The sequence below is a fragment of the Phaeocystidibacter marisrubri genome (genome assembly GCF_008933165.1).
GTDB lineage: Bacteria > Bacteroidota > Bacteroidia > Flavobacteriales > Schleiferiaceae > Phaeocystidibacter > Phaeocystidibacter marisrubri.
In genome coordinates this window covers 103,426-129,182 of record NZ_WBVQ01000003.1, presented here as the reverse complement: position 1 = coordinate 129,182, position 25,757 = coordinate 103,426, and the positions used below count along the sequence as shown (strand labels likewise).

The 25,757-nt window shown below is 44.1% G+C and carries 27 protein-coding genes; 13 read left to right on the top strand and 14 right to left on the bottom strand.

Translation table 11 applies throughout. The annotated features are described in order from the left end of the window. Positions 1–37: 37 nt before the first annotated feature. From secA to F8C82_RS14785, 7 genes are all read right to left on the bottom strand, one after another. The gene (gene secA / locus F8C82_RS13710; protein ID WP_151694189.1) at positions 38–3,412 is read right to left on the bottom strand and encodes a preprotein translocase subunit SecA; all 3,375 of its coding nucleotides are present in this window, start codon (positions 3,410–3,412) and stop codon (positions 38–40) included. 194 nt (positions 3,413–3,606) lie between these two features. Then, positions 3,607–3,831 carry a DUF2795 domain-containing protein gene (locus F8C82_RS13705; RefSeq protein ID WP_151666576.1) on the bottom strand — a complete coding sequence of 75 codons (225 nt, stop codon included), beginning with the start codon at positions 3,829–3,831 and terminating at the stop codon, positions 3,607–3,609. A gap of 83 nt (positions 3,832–3,914) precedes the next feature. Next, positions 3,915–4,463 carry a cob(I)yrinic acid a,c-diamide adenosyltransferase gene (locus F8C82_RS13700; RefSeq protein WP_151694188.1) on the bottom strand — a complete coding sequence of 183 codons (549 nt, stop codon included), beginning with the start codon at positions 4,461–4,463 and terminating at the stop codon, positions 3,915–3,917. 74 nt (positions 4,464–4,537) lie between these two features. Continuing rightward, the gene (locus F8C82_RS13695; RefSeq protein ID WP_151694187.1) at positions 4,538–5,905 is read right to left on the bottom strand and encodes a glycosyltransferase family protein; all 1,368 of its coding nucleotides are present in this window, start codon (positions 5,903–5,905) and stop codon (positions 4,538–4,540) included. Between the two features lie 26 nt (positions 5,906–5,931). After that, positions 5,932–7,374, bottom strand: coding sequence for an ArnT family glycosyltransferase (locus F8C82_RS13690; protein ID WP_151694186.1), 1,443 nt, complete (start codon positions 7,372–7,374; stop codon positions 5,932–5,934). Between the two features lie 63 nt (positions 7,375–7,437). Beyond that, complete coding sequence (locus F8C82_RS13685) at positions 7,438–9,336, bottom strand: amidophosphoribosyltransferase (RefSeq protein WP_151694185.1); 1,899 nt, start codon at positions 9,334–9,336, stop codon at positions 7,438–7,440. After that, positions 9,337–9,603 (bottom strand): hypothetical protein, encoded by a 267-nt coding sequence (locus tag F8C82_RS14785; protein ID WP_170266275.1) that lies wholly within the window; start codon positions 9,601–9,603, stop codon positions 9,337–9,339. 354 nt (positions 9,604–9,957) lie between these two features. Here F8C82_RS14785 and F8C82_RS13680 point away from each other — a divergent pair, with 354 nt between their 5' ends. From F8C82_RS13680 to F8C82_RS13655, 6 genes are all read left to right on the top strand, one after another. Further along, complete coding sequence (locus F8C82_RS13680; protein WP_151694184.1) at positions 9,958–10,428, top strand: hypothetical protein; 471 nt, start codon at positions 9,958–9,960, stop codon at positions 10,426–10,428. A 31-nt stretch (positions 10,429–10,459) separates the two neighbouring features. Then, positions 10,460–11,275, top strand: a complete 816-nt coding sequence (locus F8C82_RS13675; protein WP_151694183.1) for a hypothetical protein — start codon at positions 10,460–10,462, stop codon at positions 11,273–11,275. A 74-nt stretch (positions 11,276–11,349) separates the two neighbouring features. Next, entirely contained in the window at positions 11,350–11,718 is a 369-nt protein-coding gene (locus F8C82_RS13670) for a hypothetical protein (protein WP_151694182.1), read from the top strand. Then, positions 11,715–12,056 (top strand): hypothetical protein, encoded by a 342-nt coding sequence (locus F8C82_RS13665; protein ID WP_151694181.1) that lies wholly within the window; start codon positions 11,715–11,717, stop codon positions 12,054–12,056. Before F8C82_RS13670 ends, F8C82_RS13665 begins: the two co-directional genes overlap by 4 nt. 11 nt (positions 12,057–12,067) lie before the next feature. After that, positions 12,068–12,574 carry a hypothetical protein gene (locus tag F8C82_RS13660; protein ID WP_151694180.1) on the top strand — a complete coding sequence of 169 codons (507 nt, stop codon included), beginning with the start codon at positions 12,068–12,070 and terminating at the stop codon, positions 12,572–12,574. Between the two features lie 306 nt (positions 12,575–12,880). Beyond that, complete coding sequence (locus F8C82_RS13655) at positions 12,881–13,720, top strand: class I SAM-dependent methyltransferase (RefSeq protein WP_151694179.1); 840 nt, start codon at positions 12,881–12,883, stop codon at positions 13,718–13,720. A gap of 253 nt (positions 13,721–13,973) precedes the next feature. Here the strand turns inward: F8C82_RS13655 and F8C82_RS13645 are convergent, their stop codons facing one another. Then, positions 13,974–14,585 carry a TetR/AcrR family transcriptional regulator gene (locus tag F8C82_RS13645; protein ID WP_151694177.1) on the bottom strand — a complete coding sequence of 204 codons (612 nt, stop codon included), beginning with the start codon at positions 14,583–14,585 and terminating at the stop codon, positions 13,974–13,976. A 54-nt stretch (positions 14,586–14,639) separates the two neighbouring features. Here F8C82_RS13645 and F8C82_RS13640 point away from each other — a divergent pair, with 54 nt between their 5' ends. Continuing rightward, on the top strand, positions 14,640–15,764 hold the full coding sequence (locus F8C82_RS13640; protein ID WP_151694176.1) for an FAD-dependent monooxygenase: 1,125 nt from the start codon (positions 14,640–14,642) through the stop codon (positions 15,762–15,764). A 518-nt stretch (positions 15,765–16,282) separates the two neighbouring features. Here the strand turns inward: F8C82_RS13640 and F8C82_RS13635 are convergent. Genes F8C82_RS13635 through F8C82_RS13625 form a run of 3 tightly spaced genes read right to left on the bottom strand, consistent with a single transcriptional unit; the run spans position 16,283 to position 18,011 of the window. Beyond that, a complete protein-coding gene (locus F8C82_RS13635; RefSeq protein WP_151694175.1) occupies positions 16,283–16,600 on the bottom strand; it encodes a hypothetical protein in 318 nt (105 codons plus the stop codon). Continuing rightward, the gene (locus tag F8C82_RS13630; protein ID WP_151694174.1) at positions 16,597–16,983 is read right to left on the bottom strand and encodes a hypothetical protein; all 387 of its coding nucleotides are present in this window, start codon (positions 16,981–16,983) and stop codon (positions 16,597–16,599) included. Before F8C82_RS13630 ends, F8C82_RS13635 begins: the two co-directional genes overlap by 4 nt. Then, positions 16,980–18,011: an amidohydrolase family protein gene (locus tag F8C82_RS13625; protein ID WP_188477403.1), complete on the bottom strand. Its 1,032-nt coding sequence runs from the start codon at positions 18,009–18,011 to the stop codon at positions 16,980–16,982. The genes F8C82_RS13630 and F8C82_RS13625 overlap by 4 nt, the downstream gene beginning before the upstream one ends. A 123-nt stretch (positions 18,012–18,134) precedes the next feature. Between F8C82_RS13625 and F8C82_RS13620 the strand changes: the two genes are divergently transcribed. From F8C82_RS13620 to F8C82_RS13595, 6 genes are all read left to right on the top strand, one after another. Continuing rightward, the gene (locus tag F8C82_RS13620) at positions 18,135–18,653 is read left to right on the top strand and encodes a hypothetical protein (RefSeq protein ID WP_151694173.1); all 519 of its coding nucleotides are present in this window, start codon (positions 18,135–18,137) and stop codon (positions 18,651–18,653) included. A gap of 101 nt (positions 18,654–18,754) precedes the next feature. Beyond that, on the top strand, positions 18,755–19,363 hold the full coding sequence (locus tag F8C82_RS13615; RefSeq protein ID WP_223279600.1) for a hypothetical protein: 609 nt from the start codon (positions 18,755–18,757) through the stop codon (positions 19,361–19,363). Positions 19,364–19,436: 73 nt separating this feature from the next. After that, a complete protein-coding gene (locus F8C82_RS13610; protein WP_223279598.1) occupies positions 19,437–19,694 on the top strand; it encodes a zinc ribbon domain-containing protein in 258 nt (85 codons plus the stop codon). A 73-nt stretch (positions 19,695–19,767) separates the two neighbouring features. Beyond that, entirely contained in the window at positions 19,768–20,889 is a 1,122-nt protein-coding gene (locus tag F8C82_RS13605) for a S26 family signal peptidase (RefSeq protein WP_151694172.1), read from the top strand. Between the two features lie 25 nt (positions 20,890–20,914). After that, positions 20,915–22,780 carry a T9SS type A sorting domain-containing protein gene (locus F8C82_RS13600; protein ID WP_170266274.1) on the top strand — a complete coding sequence of 622 codons (1,866 nt, stop codon included), beginning with the start codon at positions 20,915–20,917 and terminating at the stop codon, positions 22,778–22,780. A gap of 1 nt (position 22,781) precedes the next feature. Next, complete coding sequence (locus tag F8C82_RS13595) at positions 22,782–23,243, top strand: hypothetical protein (RefSeq protein ID WP_151694170.1); 462 nt, start codon at positions 22,782–22,784, stop codon at positions 23,241–23,243. Here F8C82_RS13595 and F8C82_RS13590 read toward each other — a convergent pair. From F8C82_RS13590 to F8C82_RS13580, 3 genes are all read right to left on the bottom strand, one after another. Further along, the gene (locus F8C82_RS13590) at positions 23,240–23,770 is read right to left on the bottom strand and encodes a 3-hydroxyanthranilate 3,4-dioxygenase (RefSeq protein WP_151694169.1); all 531 of its coding nucleotides are present in this window, start codon (positions 23,768–23,770) and stop codon (positions 23,240–23,242) included. The genes F8C82_RS13595 and F8C82_RS13590 overlap by 4 nt on opposite strands. Before the next feature lie 75 nt (positions 23,771–23,845). Next, on the bottom strand, positions 23,846–24,448 hold the full coding sequence (gene msrA, locus F8C82_RS13585) for a peptide-methionine (S)-S-oxide reductase MsrA (RefSeq protein ID WP_151694168.1): 603 nt from the start codon (positions 24,446–24,448) through the stop codon (positions 23,846–23,848). Between the two features lie 286 nt (positions 24,449–24,734). Then, entirely contained in the window at positions 24,735–25,721 is a 987-nt protein-coding gene (locus tag F8C82_RS13580; RefSeq protein ID WP_151694167.1) for an aspartate-semialdehyde dehydrogenase, read from the bottom strand. Between the last annotated feature and the right edge of the window lie 36 nt (positions 25,722–25,757).

The window sequence follows — 25,757 nt, the reverse complement described above, 5'->3', positions numbered from 1 at the left end:
GCCTGCATCAACAGGCAACTGCTAACAACCACTTTCATCAATCCTCCACAATAACCCATTGACTACTCTGTAGAAGAGGTTCAGCTTGTTTGTACTTTGTTTCTTTCTTTTCACCAGTCACCATGTTTTGAATGGTCACCTTGTCATTTCTACCATATGACTTTCCTTCATTAACCACGGTTTGCGGTTTTGGAGGTCGTGCGGCTTGCGGCTGACCACCTTGAGGAGCCACAGGACCACGCGCACCGCCACCAGACACTTGCTGAGTAGGTTCACCACCCGGTCCACTGGTTTGAAGCTTAGACATGTCCTGACGAGGAGCTGCAGGAGCTTGACGAACCTGACTTGGATCTGGAGCTGGTAATGTAGCCTTGTAGAGGAAGGAAACAATATCCTTATTCTGCTTGTCCAACATCTCCTTGAACAACTTGAACGACTCTAACTTGTAAATCAAGAGTGGATCTTTCTGTTCGTAGGAAGCCGACTGTACGTTTGTGCGCAAGTCGTCCATGTTTCTCAAGTGAATCTTCCAAGCCTCATCAATAAAGGCGAGTGTAACACTCTTTTCGAAATCGCGGATGAGCGATTCACCCTTGGTTTCATGTGCCTTCTCTAAATGAGTTGGGATTTGTAGAGCTTTAATGCCATCCGTGAAAGGAACCACGATATTCTTGAACTGATCACCCTGATTCTGGTACACATTCTCAATTACTGGGAATGCAGAATCTTGGATACGCTTGTTCTTCTCTGCGTAGTGTTTCAAAGCTGCTTCATACAACTGGCGACTGAGGTTTTCCACGTTGCCTTTCTTCAATTCTTCTTCGTTGATTTTCCAATCCACTCCAAAGTAGCGAAGGGCATCCATGCGCAATCCTTCCAAATCACCCATAGGTTGATAATCAGCAATCAAACCTTCCGCAGTGTCCCAAGCCATATTGGCGATGTCCACTTGAAGGCGTTCTCCATAAAGAGCGTGACGTCTGCGTTTGTAAATCACCTCACGTTGTGAATTCATCACATCATCAAACTCAAGAAGACGCTTACGATTTCCAAAGTTGTTTTCCTCAACTCGTTTCTGCGCGCGTTCGATGGAATTTGAAACCATCTTATGCTGAATAGACTCGCCATCTTCATGCCCCATTCTATCCATCAACTTTGCAATACGCTCAGAGCCGAATAGACGCATGAGGTTGTCTTCCAAAGAGACAAAGAACTGAGATGAACCCGGATCACCTTGACGACCTGCACGACCTCTCAACTGACGGTCAACACGACGTGAATCGTGACGTTCGGTACCGATAATGGCCAAACCACCAGCTTCTTTTGCTTCTGGGGTAAGTTTGATATCCGTACCACGACCCGCCATGTTCGTAGCGATGGTTACCGTACCTGGTCTACCCGCTTCCGCTACAACTTCTGCTTCTCGAGCGTGAAGTTTCGCGTTCAATACTTGGTGAGGAATCTTTCTGATTTTAAGCGCACGGCTCAACAATTCTGAAATCTCGACGTTGGTGGTGCCCACCAAAACAGGTCGACCAGCTTCACGCATTTTCGCGATTTCCTCAATCACGGCGTTGTACTTCTCGCGATTGGTTTTGTACACCAAGTCATCGCGGTCGAAGCGCGCAATTGGACGGTTGGTTGGAATAACAACCACATCCAATTTGTAGATTTCCCAAAATTCACCAGCTTCCGTTTCCGCTGTACCTGTCATACCCGACAGTTTGTTGTACATACGGAAGTAGTTCTGAAGCGTTACCGTAGCGTACGTCTGCGTAGCCGCTTCGATTTTTACGTTCTCCTTGGCTTCAATAGCTTGGTGAAGTCCATCTGAGTAACGGCGACCGTCCATAATACGGCCGGTTTGCTCGTCGACAATCTTCACTTTACCATCCATCAACACGTACTCCACATCTTTCTCAAAGAGGGCGTAAGCTTTAAGGAGTTGGTTCATAGTGTGAACTCGTTCGCTCTTCGCTTGGAACTCACGCATCAATTCATCCTTCTTCGCTGCTTTCTCAGCCGTTGGCAAGTCTTCTTTTTCAAGATCAGCCATCATCGAACCGAAGTCCGGCATTACGAAGAAGTCGGGATCTTTATCTCCAGCAATCAGTTCGATACCCAATTCTGTGAGCTCAACTTGATTGTGTTTTTCATCAATAGTGAAGTACAGTGTTTCATCTACTTCATGCATGCGCTTACCCTGCTCTTGCATGTACAGGTTCTCTGTTTTCTGCAAGGCAACCTTGATTCCGTCTTCACTCAAATACTTGATCAAGGCGCGGTTCTTAGGCAAACCTCTATAGGCTCTGAGCAAGGCAAAACCTCCCTCTTTACCATTGCCCTCCGCAAGGAGTTTCTTTGCCTTTGTCAATTCTCCGAGCACCACTTGCTTTTGAGCAGACACCAGTTTCTCCACAAAAGGCTTCAATTGATCAAACTGTTGATCGTCTCCTCTTGGAGTTGGTCCAGAGATAATCAAAGGTGTACGAGCATCATCAATCAATACAGAATCGACCTCATCCACAATCGCGTAATTGTGTCCGCGTTGAACCAACTGATCAGGTGAACTTGCCATGTTATCGCGCAAGTAATCGAAGCCGAACTCATTGTTCGTTCCGTAAACAACATCACACTTATAAGCGGCGATGCGCTCTGGAGAACTCGGACGGTGCTTGTCGATACAATCGATGGTCATCCCGTGGAACTGGAAGATTGGCGACATCCATTCGGAGTCACGCTTTGCCAAGTAATCATTCACGGTAACTACGTGAACACCTTTACCTGGAAGTGCATTGAGATACACCGGCAAAGTAGCCACAAGGGTTTTACCTTCACCCGTTGCCATCTCGGCAATTTTACCTTGGTGAAGCACGGTACCACCAATCAACTGTACATCGTAGTGAACCATGTTCCACTCCACTTCGCCGCCAGCTGCCATCCACGAATTACTATAAATGGCCAAATCACCTTCAAGAGTAACATGTGGGTGTTTTGCCGCTACCTCTCTATCGAAATCTGAGGCAGTAACCTTAACTGGACCTGCAGTAAAGCGACGTGCTGTTTCACGCACTACAGCGAAGGCTTCTGGCCGTAATTCTTCCAGAAGGGTTTCCGTCTTCTCGTAGCTTTCCTTTTCTAATGCATCAATTTGATCGTAGAGTTCCTCCTTCTTTTCGAAGTCAGCCTCCTTCTCAATCTCAGCCTTTAGATCGGCGATTTGATTTGTAATGTCTTGTACGTTCTCCGCGATTTGCGTTTTAAAAGAGAGCGTTTTTGCGCGGAGCTCATCATTGGAGAGGGCCTGAATTGTAGGCTCAACCGCCTTTATTGTATCAACCAGAGGTTGGAGGGTCTTCATATCGCGCTTCGACTTGCTGCCGAATACGGTTTCGAGAATCTTGTTGATCATATCGTCGTGCTATTATCCCAAGTGGGGTAACAAATTTAATCCAATTGAATACCCCAGCTATTGGCGGCGGGAATTTCGGAATAAACGAGCGTGTGCGAAAACCATTCCGACATATATATCTGGACAAAGTGTCAGAAGGGCAAAAAAAAACCGCCCAATTATGACTGAGCGGTTTATATCTAGGTATCTTTTTGTCAGTATTCCTCTTCGTTCCAGAGGAAATCTTCTTCCGACGGATAGTCCGGCCAAATTTCTTCAATTGACTCATAAACCTCTCCATCTTCGTCCTCAATGGATTGAAGGTTTTCTACAACTTCAAGAGGAGCACCGGTACGAATGGCGTAGTCAACCAACTCATCTTTCGTGGCTGGCCACGGAGCATCACTCAAATAGGAAGCAAGTTCTAGCGTCCAATACATAGCACAGAGGCGTTTTAATTTTTGGCAAAAGTAATTTTTTTCACGTACGAGTCAAGTCTTTTTGCAACCTTATCCTCAGATTCTCATTTACTTGGGGTCCAAGGAGTTTCTATTGCATTCAGATCACTCGATAATTTACGCGACAATACGAACAAGAAATCCGACAGTCGGTTTAAATATTTCAGTAAAATCGCATCCACTTCTCCTTCTTGGCGAAGAAAGGCTACATGCCTCTCCGCTCTTCGGCATACGGTTCGGGCAATGTGACAATGACTCACAGTGGGATGTCCACCTGGCAAAACGAAGGAACGCAACTCTGGGAGTTCTTCATTCATCTTATCCATTGCGAGCTCAAGAGCCTCAATGTCCGATTCCTCAATCGTTGGAAGTTTGACGCGAGTACTTCCACTTTCGTTGGCAAGGTGACTTCCCATCGTGAAAAGTCGATCCTGAATGCGAATCAACAAATCCCATGAGTCTCCTTCTCCAATTTCATCGCGAAGCAATCCAATCCAGGAATTCAATTCGTCCGTAGTTCCATAAGCGTGCAACTTCTCCGAGAATTTATCTACTCTCTTCCCCGTTAGCAAGCTTGTCTTTCCTTCGTCACCTGTTTTGGTGTATACCTTCATTGCGTCAAGTCTTCTTTCAAATATGTCAAAATTCCGCTTTACCCCGACGAACGGACAGAATTTTTTGTCAAGTCTCATTCCAACACCCTCTCGTAGACTACAACAGGAGTGTTTTCAAAACGTCTTATTTCTCTATACATCAAAGAGCCTAGAATAGTTCGCTCCGCAGATTTATTTCGGTTAACATCCACCCAAATGACCGAGGATGACAAGGACGGATCGTCGGTAAACGGCACCAAATCTATCTTCCTATCCAAGCGCTCTACATAGTACTGAGCCACAGGCAAGAGTCGCTTACTGATCTCCACACGAACAGGCACAGCTCCAGGCTTCACATCCATCACTAAAGTTCGAATAGGCGCATCACTGCTCCATTGAACAGTTCGATTGAAATTGATTCCGTAGGCCATATTAATCACCGCCACAGAGCCCATTAGAAGTACCGGCCATTTCATCCACTTATGGGGAGTTTGGAGTTGATCAAAAGCACTGAAGATGAAGAGCATCCCGAGTAAGATGGGAAGAATCAAGATCATTCTTCCTTGGGGGAAAGGTGTGTGAAAGAAAATGTGCTCTGCCACCCACCCCAATATCATCAATAAGCAAATGGCTAAAAGTGCAGCGGTTCTCTTTTGAATCGTTCCTCTGAAAACATTCCAACCCATCACTAGTACCCCCACCAGCGAAAGTCCCAAAATGCCATACTGATGAGCGGAATACTTCGTCACGGGCCAATAACTCATCTTATTGACCGTACGCCAGAAGGCATCTCCTAACGTTTCCGCCCCCAATTGAAGTCCACCAACGGCGGCTAAATCGTGTAAATAAACATAGGAAGCCCCTCCAATGAGGAGAAGTCCAAAGCCGTATATCACTGCAGAAATTCGATTTGATTTCCACGTTGTGAAAACCATCCAAAGCAACAGTGCTGCAACGAAATTGAAGTACACCACATTGGCGAGCACAGCGAATATGGATGCTCCTATGATCAAGACGTTAGCTACAAACGACTTATATCTCTCTTCTTCTAGGGATACCGCTAAGGCAAAAAGCGAGAATGAGAGGCCAAGGCCATACCCACGAGCGATAGAAAAAAACTCTAGTACAAAAGGTTGAAAGAAGAACAGAAGCGCCCCAATCGTGAACAAAACAGGCTCCTGAATGGGTCGCAATATGCGATAGCCCGCCGTCCCAAAGAGTGCAAAACTCAACATATTTGGCAAGCGCAGCGACCCTTCCGAATCTCCAAATACCGCGATGCAAATTCGCATCAATTGAGAGTTCAGATAGTGATCGTTCGCAGAGATTTCAGAACTAGGTCGAGTGATGTGAAAAAAGCTCAAGGCTTCATCGATGGTAAGAGAAAGCCACATTCCTCTTCCGATGATGTACAAAAATGCCATAGCGAAAAGTGCGCTGTAAAGAATGGCATTTCTGTTCATGGAATTGGATTTACTTTAGGATAAAGCTACTCCTTTCTCAATAGATCCTTCCGGACAAACAAACGTGTATACCAATCTTGGCAACCTTCGGGTGTTTCGTAATTATCCAAGCGAGGGTCGTCTTCCAGCATGACAAAATCCTTCCGGTTAATCAACAAAAATTCTGCATTTGCTTTAATTCCGTAGTCCTCATTCACCTTAGCATTGATCCCCTTTTCGAGGAGATAGTAATTCAAAGTTGAACGGAAAAGGAAGTGCTTCTCAATCACGACTGGCTCCTCCCTGTCTTTGGACAACTCCGCAATAACATCGGTGTATTTATCAAATAATGCAAATTCCGGCCATGGACGAATTTCTCTCACATTAATAGCCGCTTTTGCATTGTAGAGATAGGCCGCCATCACAATACTGGCCAGAACTTTTGTCACTCGAATCCATCGATTGGAATGAGAAATCCAATAATCAACCAACAAGAACATGGCATATCCAAGAAGTGGTAAATAGATGACACCTGTTCTACCCAGTGGCAGATTGGCTTCCATCACTTCGTATTCAAACACCCAACCGAGCATGGAAATAAGAATGATAGCCATGACCATGGAAATCCTACTGTACAATTTTGCCTTTCGGATGGCCGTGTAAATACCCAAAACCACCACAAGGATCAACACTACTAACAGAAGATAGCGCACCCACATGGCCACTGGTTGAACATAGATGTAGGACCACACCGACTTTCTCGCAAGCTCCTCATAGGTTTGAGATCCAAAGACGAGATCATTGTTGGCTTTTAAGCGAAGAAGCGCATTTACACCAAGTCCAAGTGAAATAAAGTTGACCACCAAAGAGGCCGCAAATCCAATCCAATTCACCTTCCCACTGTTATGTTTGAGTCGGATGATTTGATGCAATAACAACAATCCTACAATGGCAATGACTACGTTAATCACTGAAAGATTAGACGCCACCCCTAAACCGAGTAATACCGAGGACAACACCACTTGCTTCTGGTAGTGCGAATCTGTCATTTCACGTGTAGCAGCAAGGATGAAAAAGGCCATTCCGAGGAGGGTAAAGCCCATGCTCAATCCATAACCTCTCGCAATGGCAAACATTTCCAGCATGAAGGGTAACCCCAACATAACCACCATTCCAAAGGCCATGGAGAAAGAGGTGGATGCATCTTTAATCAGCTTCCAGACCATCCATAGGTAGAGAACAAATACGAGCAAGTTAGGAAGGCGCAGCGACCATGGTTCATTACCAAAAAGGGCCGAGCTGATTTTCATCAACTGGGTATTTAGGAAATGGTTATTGCTGTGGTGTTTATCCTCCCATATTCCTACCACAAATCGGTAAGACATGCCCTCGTCGATACTGAACGAAATCAGAAATGCGCGCAGAGCAACATAGATGAACACCAAGGTGGCCACCGCCCAGTAAATATGCTTACGAGAGAGGTTCTTCATAGGTGTGAAAATAAAAAAGGGAGGACAATTAATCCTCCCTTTCTTTAGAATTATCTGTTGAGATCAATATGCTCTCTCGTTTCGTCCTTCAACGAAGTTGATGAAAGCCTTATTAACCACGCGATTTCCACCTGGCGTAGGGTAATCACCTGTAAAGTACCAATCTCCTAGATTCTCTGGACATGAAGCGTGAAGATCTTCAATGGTTTGGAAGATAATCTGAACCTCTGCATTCAAATCTACTGGCTTCAATAGCTCGGCACATTTTGCAGAAATCTGCTCTGGAGTAAACGGAGCATAAATATCCTTCACGTAGTTTCGCACTTGTTCATCTGGCAATTGAACTTGCGCCAAACACTTCTCATACGTATCCTGAATCAACTTGTGTTGCTTTGTCTCCTTCAAAAGCTCAATGGCAGCTCGAAACGCAATGAAATCGCCCATCTTTGCCATATCAATCCCATAACAATCGGGATAGCGAATTTGTGGAGCAGAGCTCACCACGATAATTTTCTTCGGCTCCAAGCGATCTAGAATGCGGAGAATACTCTGGCGAAGTGTAGTACCACGAACAATGGAATCATCCATAACCACCAAATTGTCGGTTGGTTTTACAATTCCATACGTCACGTCATACACATGTGAAACGAGATCATCGCGACTATCATCTTGTGTGATAAAAGTGCGGAGTTTCACATCCTTCCAAGCCACCTTATCCACACGCATGCGGGTGTTCAAAACCACATCTAAACGAGCTTCATCCATATTGTCCGCCATCGCGGCAATTTGCTCCTTCTTCCATGCGTTCAAGTGTTCTTCAACACCCTTCACAATACCGTAGAAACTAACTTCTGCCGTATTCGGAATAAAGCCAAAAACCGTATTGTCAATATCGTAATCAACCGCCTCCATAATCACTGGAGTCAGTCTTCTACCGAGTTCGATACGCTCGTTGTAAATTGACATATCATTCCCTCTAGAGAAGTAAATGCGCTCAAAAGAACACGCTTTACGCTCAAGCGGCTGCTTGATTTCTTCGAAGAAAACTTCACCGTTCTTCTTCATAATCAAAGCATTACCTGGAGGAATCTCTTTGATGTCTTTTACATCCAAGTTAAATCCAGTTTGAATCACTGGACGCTCGCTGGCTACCACCACAATCTCATCATCGTAGTAATAATATGCTGGACGAATACCGCTTGGATCGCGAAGCACGAAAGAATCACCGTGGCCAAACATACCAGCCATAGCGTAACCTCCATCCCACTTCTTAGCGGCATTTCGAAGGATCTCTCCAATATCGAGGCTCTCTGCAATTTTGTGAGAAATCTCAACCTTGCTCAAACCTTCTTCACGGAATTGGTGATAGAGTTCTTCGTTCGCTTCATCCAAGAAGTGACCGATTTTCTCCATTACTGTTACCGTATCTGCTTTCTCTTTTGGATGCTGACCCAATTCAACCAATTGATTGAAAAGTTCATCCACGTTAGTCATATTGAAGTTACCCGCAACAATCAAGTTACGTGTCATCCAGTTGTTTTGGCGAAGGAAAGGGTGACAAGCTTCAATGCTGTTCTTTCCATATGTACCATAGCGTAGGTGTCCAAGGTAAACCTCACCAAAGAAAGGCAGGTTATTCTTTAGCCAATCCGCATCTTTCAGTTTTTCAGGATCATCCTTAATCCCTTCGTTTACGCGGTTTTGAACGTATTCGAAGATATCCTGAATCGGTTTTGGATCGATACTTCTCTGACGAGAAATGTAGCGTTGTCCGGGAGGAACATCCAACTTAATACTGGCCAAACCAGCCCCGTCTTGCCCTCGGTTGTGCTGCTTCTCCATAAGGAGGTACATCTTGTTCAGGGCATACATGGCTGAACCGTACTTTTCGATGTAATAATTCAGGGGTTTGCGGAGCCTGATCATGGCTATTCCGCACTCGTGATGGATGAAGTCACTCATTTACAAACGACTTTGTTGTGTTCCTCCAACGACCTTCACTGAAGGAAGCTGCAAAGGTACGAGAATGGTTTGAAAATCTGTAGTCTTTAAAGCCGCTGTCGTCAGTGGAATTGTGAAGTCGTGGACTTCTACTAACAATGAAAGGAACGCACACTCGTCGGATGCCAGAGTTAGAACCCACTCTTCCACCGAGCGAATCCTTTCGCGTGAAATCATCGATAGTCTGAGGGGGTAAATGGAGTCGATGGACTTGAAGTAGTAGCTCAAGAAACTTCATTTATCATTACAAAATAAAATGACGTAAGGTCATCAATTCGCCTCTATTACGAGAGTTGGGCAAGCGGTTGACACATAGAATATGGATATGAGTTAATAACTATAATCTCGGAATGACATTTATGTATCAGCTTTGAAATTGAAAAGTACACTGAGCAGTCAACTCTAGAAATGGACAAACAGATTGAAGAAAAAACAAAAATTACTAGCCACAACAATGGCTAAGAAAACATCGGGCAGACATGGCTTTTAGAAAGGCCCATACACTTAACAAACTTCGGTTTCAATGGACAATTAACTAGAATGCACTACATTTCTTAGCCGATCCATTGGTAATAGGTAATCATGAAATCACTATTTGACATATTCGACTCCACAAAAAATCGAAAGTCTATTCCAAAAACATGGTGTGGACTTTGGACTGACAAGAATGGAAAGCAAGTCATAATAGAACCCACAAAACATCATTCCTACGTAGTCACAGTATTGGACTCTAAAGGTCAACCTTACAAAATCGACTTGCTTGGAGGTAGCCAAAAGGACACCATAAAACTCTTGGGGCGTTTCACTACTGATACAAATGGTAACCCAATCTTACAAGTGGAAGCCGGAAGTTATGACGTAGGACCAACTTATAATTTGTACTTCCTTGTTTCTAAAAACGACCAAAAACTGCGACTAGCGAAAAACTCCGATGCTTTGAACAACATTATTATAAAAGCAAATGTCGGAATGGGACTTTACGACGATTGGGAAGATGATTTAGGAGTACCTTGGGCATTTCCGCTTGAGGACTTTAAAAAAGAAATGAAATAAGAGATGATACATTAGCACAGACTATGTAAGCATGCATCGCAAATTCAATTTATCCGCTTTTACTTCACACTTCATAGCCACCGTCATTCTAGCAATTAAAATGAATCATCTACTCTTCATATCAACCATCATTTTTTTGACTTCTTGTCGTCAATCAAACAATAACGACGATTCAGAACGGGCGGAGAAGCAAACAGAGACATCTACCAAATTTGAAGTTTCTCAAACAGAGCAGGAAACTAGAAACAAGGTAATAATTGAAAAAACAGACAGTCCCAATTTTTACTTCAGTTCAGTAGAACATCAAGCCGATTCTTTACTGGTTTTTTATGAAAATGCCACCGATTCGAGTTTGGCCAATCGAATAAAATGGGAACAAAAATTTTTCTGTGCTTTTCCAAGTTCATTTAAAGGAATGCAGTCTTTGTTTGGGTATGATAATGAAATTGGAGCGGCTCCACTATATGACTATCCAAAAGGAGAAAATGTAATTCAATATTTCAGCCAGTTGGAATCTATTCCCGACTCAGCTTATTATGACAAATACATTAGAATTAACATCGACGGCATTTGGGAAGCTGACAACATCCGAGAAGCATTTGACTTCGCAAATAGGTTGACCACAGATACTGAAAACGCTTGTAAAGTTCTTTCAACATTCTCCGACAAAGAGATAAAGAGTGTGTTTCATTTCATATTTGACGGACCCCACCCAAAGAACAAATACAACGAAAAACTCTATGAAAATCTTAAACTAGCAATTGCCGGTCAGAATCAACGATTAAGTCGACTATTGACCGATACCTATGGAAAATTAGTGGCTGAAGATAACGGCCATGGACACTAAAAAAATAACCAGGCTAAACAACAGCCTGCAACAGGTCAGCACAATCAAGGTTTAATCGAGTAGCCTCCATGTCCATGGATATGATCATTCTCTCTCTTTTAGCTATTTCCTTTATCCCCGTTGTATTCCCCTTGGGCAAACGACTCAACAAGGAAAGTAGCAGAACTGTGCTACTAGCCACCCATCTGTCCTATACCCTTTGCTATTTATTTCTGTTCTATGCAGCATACTTTCTAGAACTGTACTTCGGACTTGAGCTTGGAGACCTTTATTACTACCTCATCTTCTCGGTCATCATGATCATCTTGAATGTTGTGATGTGGTTCCGAAACAAGTTTCCATTGGAGGTGCGCAAGCAATACAACTACATTTTTTCTGTGGTAAACATCCTTTCGACAGCTTACTTGGTAACTAGTCTGTTGGAGAGTAACTTGCTAGAATGAAGTCTCTAGCAATTCCCATTCGTCTCACTATACAATTGTTCGCTCTATTGCTTTGTGGGATTTTTGCCTTTCTACACTTGTCGGATTGGTATGTGGTGAAGATTAAACAACAGACTGCGGAGTATCCATTTGGAAGCGAAGGTCCTACTCCATATTACTATCGCTCTGCCGAGCTTTATTCTAATGTTAGTCTGGTTTGGGGAATCCTCTTTCTAATAACGTTCGCATTTGTCCTTTGGCTTGTACTTTCCAAAAGAGAGAAAGGTATTCAACTGACGGTAGGCCCTATCCTTTTGATAGTTATGGGACAGCTCATTCATGCACAAATGGGCGTTTAACTCCTTTTAATATGAAGTCCATCTTACTCCTTCCCATCGCAGTCCTCTTTGCCTGTACCTCATCGCCACAAAAGAGTTCAACAGAATTACCAGAATTGGATTCTATACCAACTAGGTATACCACAACGCACGACTCCCTTCCAAAACTCACAGAGGAACAGGAGATGGCTTTAGATGCTCTCAACACACTACAAGTAAGCACAGATGAGAGAAACCGACTGTACTCCACATTCCAATGGGCCGCTCTGCCTTGCCATACACCAGACACCATCATCATGATCTCGCAAGTCGAACTTTTACACGCCATGAACACTTTCGTGAATCTGAACTGCTCAAGACTACCGCTGGAACTACGCCAAGAGCTCGCTTCTCAATCTGTCCGTGCTGAAGAGAACTACCACATTGCCATTTGCCTAGAAGACCCCAACAACACAACTTTCACTAACGGTGTACCCTTATCCGGAACTTGGGTGCTCCGCAACGTACTCCATCGAAGAGATGTTGTGATGGTTTGGTGAGGAGAAGAGGCCATAGGCCCGAGTATCGTATGACTTCAGCGACTACATAAACTCCACCACCCCACAGACCAATGATAATTTCTATCTTTGAGGTCTGACTTACTAGTTAAACATATTATCTGCGTCTTACCCTTAAGACGACTCATAGCCATGAGTGACCTATTTGTGAGAATCTCTCCGATTTTCACGTGCAGATAATAGCATCCCACTTTTCATCGAGAATTAATCATCACAATTGACACATCATCAATTGTAGCGCTTCACAATGCATCAATCATTGTGGATGCCCTAGATTCATGAATAGGCATGCAGCAAAAGAAATTAATTAGTAGAGATATAGAACGGTTTTACAACAAGGCATCCGAAGAAACCCGACTTAACAAAGGTCTAGGCGTTTTTGAATTTGAAAGAGTCAAATCACTCATAGATAAACACCTCAGCAACTCGTCCTCACGGATTCTGGATGTTGGAGGCGGAACGGGTAAATACGCTGAATGGCTTGCCAAAAAAGGACATGAAGTCCACCTAATAGAACCCGTAGATAAGCACCTCCTTACAGCACAAAACAGATCAAACTCCTTAAAAAACAAGTTTGCAGTTCACAAAGGAGAGTCTAGAAACTTAGACTTTCCAAGCAACTATGCCGATGTAATTATTCTACATGGCCCTCTATATCACCTTCAAAAAGAAGAAGATAGAGCACTCACCATTCAAGAGGCTAAAAGAGTACTAATGAAGGATGGGGTAATTCTTGCATTCGCCATTAACAATACCGCTTCCACCATTGCCGGATTATTGAGCGGTCTGATTCACAAGAAGTCTTTCTTAGAAATGTGCAAATTGGAATTGTCTTCTGGCGTTCATAATCCTCCAGAAGATTTCCCATGGCTCTTGGCTGAGGCCTACTATCACAAACCTGAAAAATTAAGAGAGGAATTCATTCGAGAAGGACTAACCCCATCAATCGCCTACGCTGTAGAAGGAGTTGTTTGGTTAGATAAAGAGTTCTTCTCTAACATGCAGCAAGAAAAAAGAAGGCGTAACCTTATGGAACTGCTAGAAGCTACAGAAAACGATACATCCCTTCTACCGTTTAGTCCACACTACATGATATCCGCTACAAAACAGAGTAACTATGGAAGCTAAAGAGGCATTTTATCAACTATTACACACCAATAATGGTCAACTCAACGAAAGTGATCTAGGTGAACAAATGGGACTGACAGAGGATGAAACGCAACAGATTATCTCTACTCTTTTATCCGAAAACAAAATTGAATTTAAGAATAACAGATCTTGTAGCTATTCAGTTTTGAAAGCAAACCGAAAGAAGTAACTCCTACTGTTGTCACAGGGAAGTTGTGATTACCCTGTGACAACATTACCTAATGCATCCGAGCTATTTCAAAAGCTCCTGATATTGCCTTTTTCCAGAGGTAGTCAGGTATGGATATATCATTTCAAACAACACTCTGTGATAATGCGACACCTTGCCCCCCCTCTCTTTCAAGAAAAAATCAGCTGCATTAATCCAATTGTCACCAAGGATGTTCATGCGTTCATATAACCGGTCGTACTCACCGTCAAGCTCCTGCTTTCGCATCAAACCTTCTTTAGTGAGTTGTTCGAAAACGTATAAATACTGCTGTTTCCTAAGCAATTGCAACTGCAAATAATGAGCTTTCAACTCTGGATCTCCGCTCAAAACAAGGTATAAATCACGGGTGATGAACCTGTACTCAAAAAGGGTATTCATAGAGATCAGTGCACTTTCATAGAGGAAAGAAAGAATGGGCCTTTCACTACTCAGCTGATTCATTTCATGATCCATTGCACTTACTAGCTTGTAATACAACTCAGACACGATGTCCGATTTCGTTTTGAAATGATAGTTCAAGTTACCCTGACTCATCCCAAGTGAACTAGCTATCTGCCTCAAGGTGACCTCTTTCAGCCCTTCTTCATTGAACAGCTCCAACGACTTCAAAAGTATCTTCTCCTTCGTTTTCATAAAATTAGTACACTTGACCTATTTTAGTATATTTGACCTAATAATGCAACGATAATGAAAATATCAATCATAGGAGGTGGAATCACCGGCTTATCCACAGCACTTGCTTTACATAAAGTTGGAATTCAAGCAAAAGTGTACGAACGAGCTGAGACACTCAATGAGATTGGAGCTGGGATCTGGCTTCAACCGAACGCTGTTCAAATTCTACAGTGGTTGGGAATACTAGATGACATCATTCAGGAAGGCCATCAACTAAACAAAATGGAGATCACCAATCCAGACCTCACACCTATCAAAAAGATTGACGAAGTAGTTGTTTCGGACGTATACGGAAACCAGACTATTGCCATCCATCGCGGAAAGCTCCAACGGATTCTTTTTGAAAAATGTGCAGAACTGGAGCTCGTTGAATTGGGCATGCCTTATCAACACCACCAAAGTGCAGACGGAAAGACTACGGTTTACTTCAAAGATCACAGCATAGAAACCGATGTAGTTCTAGGCGCTGACGGTATCCATTCCCTCGTCAGAAAAGCGATGGGCCTACCGTCAGAATACCGAAAAACGGGACAAATCTGTTCAAGAGGAATTGCCAATGTAACTCTCCCCGATCACTTGAAATACGAGGGAAAAGAGATGTGGGGAAAGCAGCAACGGTTTGGGTTCTCTCAGATCGCTCCCGACCTAGTGTACTTCTTTACAGTCGTCAATGAAGAAAAGAGTCCAAGTACAGTCTCCAGAGAAACACTAACATCGCTCTTCGCTGATTTTGATGCTACGGTTACAGACTTATTAAATGCGTCAGATCAGATACACACCACTGAGCTCGCCGATCTAAAAAGGCTTGACACCTGGCACAATTCGAACACCTGTTTGATTGGCGATGCCGCCCACGCTACAACACCAAACATGGGTCAGGGTGCCTGTCAAGGTATTGAAGATGCCTACTATCTCAGTCGCTTTTTAAAGAGTAAAGGAACAGCCTTAGAAGCATTCATTGCCTTTGAAAAGCAACGACGAAAAAAGGTGGATTATGTAGTCAACAACTCCTGGAACTTTGGGAAACTGGTTCACAACCAAGCTGGACAACTCCTTCTGAGAGGAGTCATGAAAATAACTCCAGAGAAAGTCCTTCGAAAGCAAATGAAGTCACTTTATTCGGTAGAAGGGCTTTAACGACCATGAGCTAAATGAGAGGTTATTCCACATCCATCGTTACCATCCAAAACCATTTGCCCATCAAGAATGAGAAATTCAAATGTCGAAACTCGGCGATACAAATTAACCCCTACAACCTTCATTCAAGGTGGGTAGCAAACTTCAATAAGTCATGAAATAAAAGGTTGCAATCGTTTGTATCCGTTTATCCTACGACTATACCTTCAAAAATTCACGAACTTGAATCTGGGGTTAGCGGGAGCCTCCCCGGGGAGACAAGCCTTGACTTGTAACCAAACTTCATCTCATCCCACGCTTCAGCAACCCTGAGTTTCAATATCTCACTCTTCTATTTGCAATCGTTTGTATCCGTTTATCCTACGACTATACCTTCAAAATTCACGAACTTGAATCTGGGGTTAGCGGGAGCCACCCCGGGGTACAAAATGACGTAGAATGAGCTTCTGGCCGAAGACACCGGACCATCGAAGTGCAAGACCTCAACGACCCCAAAAAACTTCATCGACCTCATCACCTTACCTCACCAGCCATATCGCTGCCACGAACACGTACAAAGGCAAGATGACTTCTCCACTGAAGTACGGAAGAATCAAGGCGGCTAGTGTGAAAAGAATAATGAGCGGGTTGAAAAGTACTGGGGGGAGAATATTGGCCTTGTCAAATTCCGTTTGAGCTTCTCTCCATTTGTTCGAATTTCTGGTGAGGAAGCGAAGAATGAGCAAGGCGACAATTAATCCTCCAATGATGAACGTTGCTAGAGTTGGGTAACCAAATACGATCAGTTCAATTGTGAGGAGCGCCCAAACGATATAATTAACGCCCGCCAATTTCATGATGGTTTCGCATAGGCCTGTGCCATGGTAGAATAGGCACGAAGAATTAAGAGTCCCGGGATAAGCCAGCCCAGATAGAATAGATAATCTACATTCCCTTCCAACAGAGAAATCCAGAAGGGAACAGCTGAAATCAGCAGAACAAATAAGGCCACGATGAAAGTGGAGAGATTCGGACATAGATTTCGCCCACCCCAGAACCCCCATCCGGCATTCTTAATATTCGGATACGTGAAAACAGAAACCACCGAAATCCCTAAAGCCAATACCGCCTGGCCTCCATTTGTCGCGACATCGTACCAGAGGTATAAAACGAACAATGCCGCTTGCACAAAGACAAACCAAGAGGCATACTTCAACCAAGCAAAGGGAATGGGTCTCATCTAAAATCTGATTTGCTCATGTTCAACCATTCAAGAGCAGCTCCGCTTAAGAGCAACTCCTTTTTCGCATCATCCCAGTCCATACTGTGGATGAGTTTTCCCGGCTCCAACTCACCCAGTGGAAAAGGATAATCGGTTCCTAGGGCTACGCGATTGGGGCCGACTAAATCGGTAACATAATCCAACATTTTTGGATCGTGCACCAAGGAATCAATCCAAAACTTACCCATGTAGTCACGTGGTGCCACAGGGTTGTCTACAGCACATAAATCGGGACGAACATCGAACCCGTGTTGTATTCTACCCAGGGTTGCTGGGAAGCTACCACCTCCGTGGGCAATGGCAACTCTGAGCTTTGGAAGCTTCTCAAATGTTCCACTAAAGATGAGCGAACAAAGTGCGAGGGAACTCTCCGCCGGCATCCCCACCAACCATGGCAACCAATACTTTGGCATGTTCTCTTTTCCCATCATATCCCATGGGTGAACAAATACAGCCATGTCCAGATCCTGACAAGCTTCTAGTACCGCAAAAATCTCGGGAGCATCCAAGTTCCAATCGTTGACATGGGTACCGATTTCAATCCCTTTCAATCCAATCTCCTTGCAACGCTTCAATTCGCGAATGGCCAAGGCTGGATCTTGCATGGGCAGAGTCCCCAGACCTACAAAGCGATCGGGGTAGCGCTGACAAACATCTGCGATGTGATCATTGATAAACTGTGCAACTTCCAGGGCGTGCTCTGGCTTTGCCCAATACGAAAACATTACCGGAACAGTAGAAAGCACTTGCACATCCACCTGCTGATGATTGCACTCCTTCGCTCGAGTTCGCGGATCCCAACAATTGTCTTGAATCTCTCTGAAGAACACATCATCCTTCATCATTCGAGCACAACAAGGCTTGTGATGATCGAGGTTAATGAAGCCACCATATCCAAATCGCTCTCGGAAATTAGGAATGTTCTCCGGAAGGATATGCGTGTGAATGTCAATCGTAAAAATGTCTGGGAATTGAGTATCTGACACGGGTAAGCGGGGTTTGAAGCGAAAGTAGTGAAAAGAGAGGAGTTGAGTGGAAGGAGTTCGGTATTGGCTCGGAGGCGATATACTATGTTGAGCTGGAAGCCTGAAAAAATTATCTAATTTCACGTGGCAAATTCTCTCTTAAACATGATCATCACCACACCGAACGGAAAAACGTTCACCACGGGAATGCGAATCTTCGCTGGCCTAATCGCTTTTATACTTCTTCCCTTTATCCCGTTTAGTCTTCCTTTCATTCTCATTGGGATTCTGATGCTTTTCGCTAAGGACGTCTCAGAGGTAGATACAGAGGCTTTCACCTTTAGAACAGCGAATTCCATCATGGGGTTGAAGCTTGGAAAATGGGAACCTCTCGATGATTTCGGAGATATTACCATTATGAAAAGAAAGAAAGGCAAAGCCTCTGTATCCCACCAAACCATGCAATCCAACATCCTCGTTAACAACACTTATGAGGTAGTTTTACTCAATTCGAACCACAGAAAAAAGAAGGTAGTTTACAGTGGCCTTAATGAGGCATTTGCTATCGATTTAAGAAATAAAATTGCCGACGCACTTCACTTAAACAAGGTCACTTACAACCCGCAGCTTAGCTCCAAAACCTTGGCGAGGCGAAACCGATGACAAAGCGGGATGGCTCTGTGGCATTAGCACTATGCTCTAGTACTATGTTCAATCTGGAGTCTAAACCTTAACTTCCAATCCGAATTTTAATCTACTCTCTTATGGATAACCAAAAAGAAACCACCAACGAAGTGTCGGAAGCGACAGTAACAACCTCTGTAAACTCGGGACAAGAAGAGGTACTTGAAGCTACAATCGACACCTCAACAACCCCAAATCAACCTTCCCTCGACCCAGAAACCATAAGGGCGTATGAGGAGAAAATACGCGCTGAACAAAATCTTCCTATGGCCATTGTTGCTGGATTGGTTGCTGCACTTGTCAGTTCTGCAGTTTGGGCATTGGTAACAATTAAAGCGGAATCCCAAATTGGATGGATGGCCGTTGGTGTCGGTTTCCTAGTTGGATATGCCGTTCGCTATATGGGAAAGGGAATTGACAATACTTTCGGGGTAATCGGTGCAGTCTTCGCCCTACTCGGTTGTGTTCTCGGTAATATCTTCTCGGTTTATGGATTTGTCACCGTTGAATTCGATGTTACTTTTATGGAATCCCTTTCCGCTATACCTCTTGGTGAAGTCATCAATGTACTCATAGACGATTTGAGTCCGTACGACTTCCTATTTTATGGCATCGCCCTGTATGAAGGCTTCAAATTTTCATTCCGACAAATCACGCAAGAGGAAGTGATTCAAAATTCACAAGGTTGATTGGCCCCCTCTTATAGACTGTAATTACTAACGTGCAAGCACCTCGTACTTCGTACCTATAAAAACTATTCCCATGGCACACAAAAATTGTCAGAGTTGCAGCATGCCACTAAAGAAAGATCCAAATGGTGGCGGAACAAATGCAGATGGTTCAACCAGTGCCAAGTACTGCAGCATGTGCTATCAGAATGGCACGTTTACACAACCGGATATGACGGTGACCGAAATGCAAGTCTTGGTTACAAACCAGATGGCTAAAATGGGATTCCCGAAATTCTTGGCTCGATTCTTCACCAAAGGCATTCCTAAACTTGAACGTTGGAAGAGTTGAAAACAGTCATTGCTCAGAAATGAACCTCAGTACGTAGTGCCTTGAACCTAGTTCATCCAAACACACAAATTTCATGGACGTTCTCGATCAATTGGAATCAGATGAAGGATATAAAAAATCGAATGGCATTCTTGTCTTTCTATGCAACCTAGCCCTTCCTGGTTCAGTTCAGCTTTACTATCAGAAGTATTTGCAAGCAGCAGGATTTCTAGGAACATTCTTGGTCCTATCTCTAATTATAGTGTTCGTTGAACTAGGCCCCATTCTGCTGTACTCTTGCATAGGCATCATGTTATCTTTTTCCCTATTTGCAGCTATAGTGGCGGTGATCCAACGCACTAAAACTCCTATTGACGCCCCTAATTTGTTACTATGGACACTGGTAGCCATTTTACTTCGCATCGGCATTCCTTACCTAGCAAAAGGGTTTTTGATTTCTAAAACGGTTACAGCACCTACCGCTTCAATGGCTCCGACAATTCTTCCAGGTGAGTTAATTCGCATGGAAAACAAGGAGTTCAAGCGTGGCAGTGTTGTTATGTTTGAGAGAGCAGATTTAGGTACTGGGGATAGATACCTTTCAAGAGTAGTAGGTCTACCAGGTGAACATATTCGTTTTGACGATATTGACGAATTCATAGATGGAAAGCTCGCTGATCACTCGTACGAAGTGTTCCAAACGTATGTGATTGAATCTAGCCAACCTGACATCACTTTTAATAGTGTAAAACTACAGTACGAGGGTCAAATTTACTCAAGAGATGGGTATCAATATGTTAGTCAGATCTCGGACAGCACGGCCCAATACATCTCTACACAAGTGGGTTGCGACTCTATCTGGGAAAGGCCATTTGTAACGTACGAACTAGAAGAATCCATCTTGAATACTACCATCCCATACAAGGGAATGACGGTAGTTATCAATGATTCTACCGCTCACATTTACGCCAAACTTATTAGTTTAGAGCAAGGGTATTATACAGGATCAAGTAGAGATGACAAGTTGGAAACGACTGAACGATACAGTGCATACACCTTTCAAAAAGACTATGTATTTGTAACAAGTGACAATCGTGGAGTCGCTCAAGACTCTAGACATTACAACTGCATTCCTGTTGAGGACATTATAAGCGTAGCTACATACATTGTGGTCAGCGATACGAATGAACGTATCGGAAAATCCTTGGAAAATTAATACCTTCCCTGTTCGATCGCTCTGTATGATTACAAGACTACTACCACTTTTCCTCCTTTTACTCGGCCTCACTCCTACTGCACAAGCGCAGGATTGGACGCAAATTGGACAAGCTCTGATAGGCAAAGACGGGCAAGATGAACTCGGACACGCCATAGATCTTTCCAATGACGGACAGCGTTGCATTATTGGCGCTCATGCGGCAAACATCAACGGTTGGTACAATTCAGGTGAGGTTCGAATTCTAGAATGGAATCCAAATCGAAATAGATGGCAACCTCTACACACCAAGTACGAAGGATCGAGCCCAGGAGTAAGAGCGGGAACGTCCGTGGCCATCTCTGGTGATGGGAATGTCATCGCAATTGGTGAACCCGGTAACGACGATTTAGGTGTAGATAGAGGCATGGTGGTGATTTTTGCCTTTACAGGAATGGAATGGCAAAATATTGGCACGCTTTACGGCACCAACATGAACGACCAGTTTGGATGGAGAATTGACTTGAACCAAGACGGATCCGTGATTGTCATTTCTTCTGAGTACTCGCCGAATGGCAACACGCTCTATGCAGGAGATGTGAAGGTTTACGAGAACTTGGGAGCTGGATATGTTCAAAAAGGAAGTCCTATTCACGGAAATGCATCCAATGCCAAATTTGGCGAGTCGCTCAAGATCAGTGGCGATGGAACAGAATTCATCGTTACCACCCCTCTTTTAGAGGTAGGAGGATCTGTTGTTGGCGAAGTAGAAGTCTACGAATATGTGGCCGGCGCTTGGCAAACAAAAGGTGGGGCTTTTACAGGGCTTCAATTGCAAACATCTCTTGGCCATTCGGCAGACATAGACATAACAGGGGATAGAATATCATTTACATCTTTTGAACGATTAAACACCAGCGCCTCGGTTCAACGTCGGGTTAAAACCTATGACTGGAATGGTACTTCTTGGAGCCTCAACGGAACCCTCAACCCACCTACTGGATCGGTGGCCTTCGGCTCATACATCTCCCTTTCTCGCGATGGAAATCGTCTCGCATCTTCAGACGTTCACGCAACTTTCAACCAATCTTCACAAGGTGGCGTGTACATCTATGAAGAAGTGAGTAACGGAACATGGTCGCTCGTTCACACTCCTGTAAAAGGACATGATTTTCTCGATAAATTTGGACACCGATTGGCGCTCGATTCAACAGGACAGAGACTCTTTGCATCTTCTATCAACTCCAATCAAAATGGCCCTCAAACTGGAGAAGCGCGACTCTTTTGTGCTGATGGAAAAACGGGAAGAGACACCATGCAATCTTGTGGTCCACTTTGGTTGATGGGAACAAAATACACCACCACTTGTGACACCGCATCTTTCCTTTATCCCCTCGCTAACGGTTGCGACAGCGTAGTTTCAATTCGTGTTGAAATCACGGAAATCGACGAAACAATCGCCGTTTCTAATTCAACACTTACCAGCGGCGAAGCCAACGCCTCTTCCTATCAATGGATGAACTGCGTCAACAAAAACATCATTCCTGGGGCAATCAATAGAAACTTCACCCCCACTCAAGATGGAACCTACGCCGTGATTATCAACAAAGGAAATTGTTCCGATACCTCCGCGTGTATTGTACTCCAAGACGTTTCTTTGAGAGAACAGGGAATCGCGCAACTCAACGTATTCCCTAATCCAGGGAATGGTATATATTCTCTTACTTTCCCAAGGGAATACAATCAATTAGATTTCGAAATACACGCGGTGGATGGCCGACTTCTCTACAGAGCTTCGTACACCGACACAGACCGTGTAGAATTGAATTTAGACCTGCCAGCCGGTATGTATGTCTTCCGAGCCGTTGGCGACCGTCAAGATGTGTATAGTACAAGAGTAATTGAACAGTAAAATGAGCGAAACCAACGCAGTCTCTACCGTAGTCATTCGCAATACAGTTCGACTTTCTTCCCTACTCGTCTTTCCTCTAACGGTGGCTATTTTGGGAGCACTGACAAGCCTTACAAACCTCATTTGGAAAGATCAAGACATGTCTTGGGCAACCGTTTTGATATTCTCGATACTGGCCACCATCCAGCCACTTCAAAACGTTTTTGCCAAGTTCACTATTCGTCAGGACGAACTGTGCTTCAAGACCTTCTTAGAAAAAGAAATATGCATAGCTTCCAAAGAAGCTCGATGGTATACGATTGAGAACACGTCGAAGTGGTCTCAGCTCTTTTGGGGATCATATGTCCACAAGATCACAATTCGCCATGGCGCATACGACGATTTCACATTTACCACGGACAGGGAAGAAGTGCTCAATTGGCTAGCTCAAAATTCTGAATTGAAAGAAGACCATTGGGCCTAAACGAAGCGCGGATCGGTTTCCATGGTGTGACCACAGTTGTCACAAGTGCGCAACTCTTCTGAAGAATAGTACTCCTTAAATCGAGGTAAGAAGTCCGTTTCGATATCTACCAATGGGAAGTATGTTTCATGTAATTTGTGGTTACACTTATCACAGAACCAAAGCAATCCATCTTTGTAATCTGTTCCCTTTCTAACGCGCTCTACCACCAACCCAATACTACCTTCCTTTCGCATTGGGCTGTGCGGAATCCCGGCAGGACATAGGAACATGTCGCCCGGACCTAAATCGATATCACGAGCTTTTCCTTCCTCTTGAATGCGAACGGTGATCTCTCCTTCCAATTGGAAAAACCACTCCTCGGTTTCATTGTAGTGATAATCCTTACGGGCATTTGGCCCAGCCACCACCATAACAATGTAATCCTCCCCTTCTGGATATAAGTTCTTGTTGCCCACAGGTGGAACGAGCTTATCTCGGTTCTCCTCTAGCCACTTATTGAAATTGAAAGGTGCTCTGATTGCCATAATGGTATATTCTTAATGGAAGGGCAAGGTAAGAATTCGGGTACGAAGTTCCAGTACTTCGCACCTACCCTCCTTCTAAAACAACTTCCTATACGCGTGGCAATATGGAGTACCCCCCTTATTGTCGTAGTAGTCTTGGTGATACAATTCAGCGGGCCAGAATGTAACGGCATCTTTCACTTCCGTGGCAATGTCCATTCCCTTGGCTTCGAGAATGCCAATAAGGTCGTTGGCAATTCTCCGCTGATTATCATCGGCAACAAAGATGGCAGAGCGGTACTGAGGACCAATATCTGGTCCCTGACCATTCGCTTGAGTGGGGTCATGGGTTTCAAAGAACCACTTAGTCAGTTGTTCATAGCTCACAATAGATGGATCGAACTCTACCATCACCGCTTCGTAATGCCCAGTCTCCTTGGTACACACCTGTTTGTACGTAGGATTATCAACATGACCTCCGGTATAGCCTACGGTAGTTGAAATTACTCCTTCTTGTCTCTTTAAAAAATACTCCGTGCCCCAAAAACATCCAGAGGCAAAGATGGCGGTTTGTGTTTCCTGACTCATTTCAGTGTTCAATGTTGTTGCAACTGGTGTACCTGACGTGTGTGAACTAGAATTTCCACAGGCCATGGACAGCAGTGCGGTAAGTGAAAATACAACGGAATTCAATTTCATAGTCGTCTATTCTTAATCTATTAACGAGACGAACGGGAAAAAGGTTCCTTTCACGACGGGAAGAAGTTTGCGGCGGCGAGTGGCATGCACAACGTACTATGCACTAGATGGATAGTGCGGATGTCACTTTACAATTGCAGCATACGCCCGCCCTGCTTTACAACTTAATGATTCAAACATCGAACTGTTGGCTGCACGTAATGTTCAGTGCATGATGTCAGTCCTCCGAACGAACTTCGAATTCCCCCAGACACAGAACTATGAACCTACAACACTCACCCCCAAACTACCATCCCTGCGCCAAGATGTACTCTGCAATTTGAACCGCATTGGTAGCGGCCCCTTTTCGAAGGTTGTCAGCTACGATCCAGCAGTTCACCGCTCTTGGATTGGAATAATCCACACGAATCCTTCCAACAAAAGTATCGTCCTTGCCTTCTGCAAAACGAGGCATAGGATAAAGGTTGATATCCGGATTATCTTGTAGGGTTATGCCCGGAGTGGCATTTAATATAGTTCTGATTTCTGGGACGCTTGGCACCTCAGCGAACTCAATATTCACACTCTCGGAATGACCACCCTGAACGGGTACACGGACAGCGGTTGCAGACACCAATACAGAATCATCGTCAAGAATTTTCACGGTTTCACGGGTGAGTTTCATCTCTTCCTTAGTGTAACCATTGTCCGTAAAGACATCACATTGTGGCAAACAGTTTTTGTCAATGGGATAAGGGTAAGCCATTGGACCTGTCTTGCCCTCACGCTCATTTTGTAGTTGTTCTACAGCTTTCACACCTGTACCCGTAATACTTTGATACGTACTCACAATTACACGTGTGATTCCATAACGCTCATGGAGGGGGTTCAACACCATAACAAGCTGGATAGTCGAACAATTGGGATTGGCAATAATGCGATCATCCTCAGAAATAATAGAGCCATTGATTTCTGGAACAACCAGCGGAATGCCCTCGGTCATTCTCCACGCCGAGCTATTGTCAATGACACGCGTACCTACTTCAGCAAATTTAGGAGCCCAAGCAGTAGACACATCTCCACCGGCGGAAAACAGTGCGATATCAGGCTTGGCTGCGACGGCATCTGGAAGCGAAACCACGGAAACTTCTTTCCCTTTAAACATTACCTTTTTACCTACCGACCGAACACTGGCCGCAGGGATTAATTCAGTAACGGGAAAATTGCGCTCTTCGAGCACCTTCAACATAACCTCACCAACCATTCCGGTGGCTCCAACTACGGCTACTCGCATTGTTTTGTTTTTTTCTTAAATTTAGGCTGCAAATTT

Bases quoted from the DNA above. Each gene is read 5' to 3' on its own strand.
- secA (WP_151694189.1), bottom strand. From the start codon at position 3,412: ATGATCAACAAGATTCTCGAAACCGTATTCGGCAGCAAGTCGAAGCGC.
- F8C82_RS13705 (WP_151666576.1), bottom strand. From the start codon at position 3,831: ATGTATTGGACGCTAGAACTTGCTTCCTATTTGAGTGATGCTCCGTGG.
- F8C82_RS13700 (WP_151694188.1), bottom strand. From the start codon at position 4,463: ATGAAGGTATACACCAAAACAGGTGACGAAGGAAAGACAAGCTTGCTA.
- F8C82_RS13695 (WP_151694187.1), bottom strand. From the start codon at position 5,905: ATGAACAGAAATGCCATTCTTTACAGCGCACTTTTCGCTATGGCATTT.
- F8C82_RS13690 (WP_151694186.1), bottom strand. From the start codon at position 7,374: ATGAAGAACCTCTCTCGTAAGCATATTTACTGGGCGGTGGCCACCTTG.
- F8C82_RS13685 (WP_151694185.1), bottom strand. From the start codon at position 9,336: ATGAGTGACTTCATCCATCACGAGTGCGGAATAGCCATGATCAGGCTC.
- F8C82_RS13680 (WP_151694184.1), top strand. From the start codon at position 9,958: ATGAAATCACTATTTGACATATTCGACTCCACAAAAAATCGAAAGTCT.
- F8C82_RS13675 (WP_151694183.1), top strand. From the start codon at position 10,460: ATGCATCGCAAATTCAATTTATCCGCTTTTACTTCACACTTCATAGCC.
- F8C82_RS13670 (WP_151694182.1), top strand. From the start codon at position 11,350: ATGGATATGATCATTCTCTCTCTTTTAGCTATTTCCTTTATCCCCGTT.
- F8C82_RS13665 (WP_151694181.1), top strand. From the start codon at position 11,715: ATGAAGTCTCTAGCAATTCCCATTCGTCTCACTATACAATTGTTCGCT.
- F8C82_RS13660 (WP_151694180.1), top strand. From the start codon at position 12,068: ATGAAGTCCATCTTACTCCTTCCCATCGCAGTCCTCTTTGCCTGTACC.
- F8C82_RS13655 (WP_151694179.1), top strand. From the start codon at position 12,881: ATGCAGCAAAAGAAATTAATTAGTAGAGATATAGAACGGTTTTACAAC.
- F8C82_RS13645 (WP_151694177.1), bottom strand. From the start codon at position 14,585: ATGAAAACGAAGGAGAAGATACTTTTGAAGTCGTTGGAGCTGTTCAAT.
- F8C82_RS13640 (WP_151694176.1), top strand. From the start codon at position 14,640: ATGAAAATATCAATCATAGGAGGTGGAATCACCGGCTTATCCACAGCA.
- F8C82_RS13635 (WP_151694175.1), bottom strand. From the start codon at position 16,600: ATGAAATTGGCGGGCGTTAATTATATCGTTTGGGCGCTCCTCACAATT.
- F8C82_RS13630 (WP_151694174.1), bottom strand. From the start codon at position 16,983: ATGAGACCCATTCCCTTTGCTTGGTTGAAGTATGCCTCTTGGTTTGTC.
- F8C82_RS13615 (WP_223279600.1), top strand. From the start codon at position 18,755: ATGGATAACCAAAAAGAAACCACCAACGAAGTGTCGGAAGCGACAGTA.
- F8C82_RS13610 (WP_223279598.1), top strand. From the start codon at position 19,437: ATGGCACACAAAAATTGTCAGAGTTGCAGCATGCCACTAAAGAAAGAT.
- F8C82_RS13605 (WP_151694172.1), top strand. From the start codon at position 19,768: ATGGACGTTCTCGATCAATTGGAATCAGATGAAGGATATAAAAAATCG.
- F8C82_RS13600 (WP_170266274.1), top strand. From the start codon at position 20,915: ATGATTACAAGACTACTACCACTTTTCCTCCTTTTACTCGGCCTCACT.
- F8C82_RS13595 (WP_151694170.1), top strand. From the start codon at position 22,782: ATGAGCGAAACCAACGCAGTCTCTACCGTAGTCATTCGCAATACAGTT.
- F8C82_RS13590 (WP_151694169.1), bottom strand. From the start codon at position 23,770: ATGGCAATCAGAGCACCTTTCAATTTCAATAAGTGGCTAGAGGAGAAC.
- msrA (WP_151694168.1), bottom strand. From the start codon at position 24,448: ATGAAATTGAATTCCGTTGTATTTTCACTTACCGCACTGCTGTCCATG.
- F8C82_RS13580 (WP_151694167.1), bottom strand. From the start codon at position 25,721: ATGCGAGTAGCCGTAGTTGGAGCCACCGGAATGGTTGGTGAGGTTATG.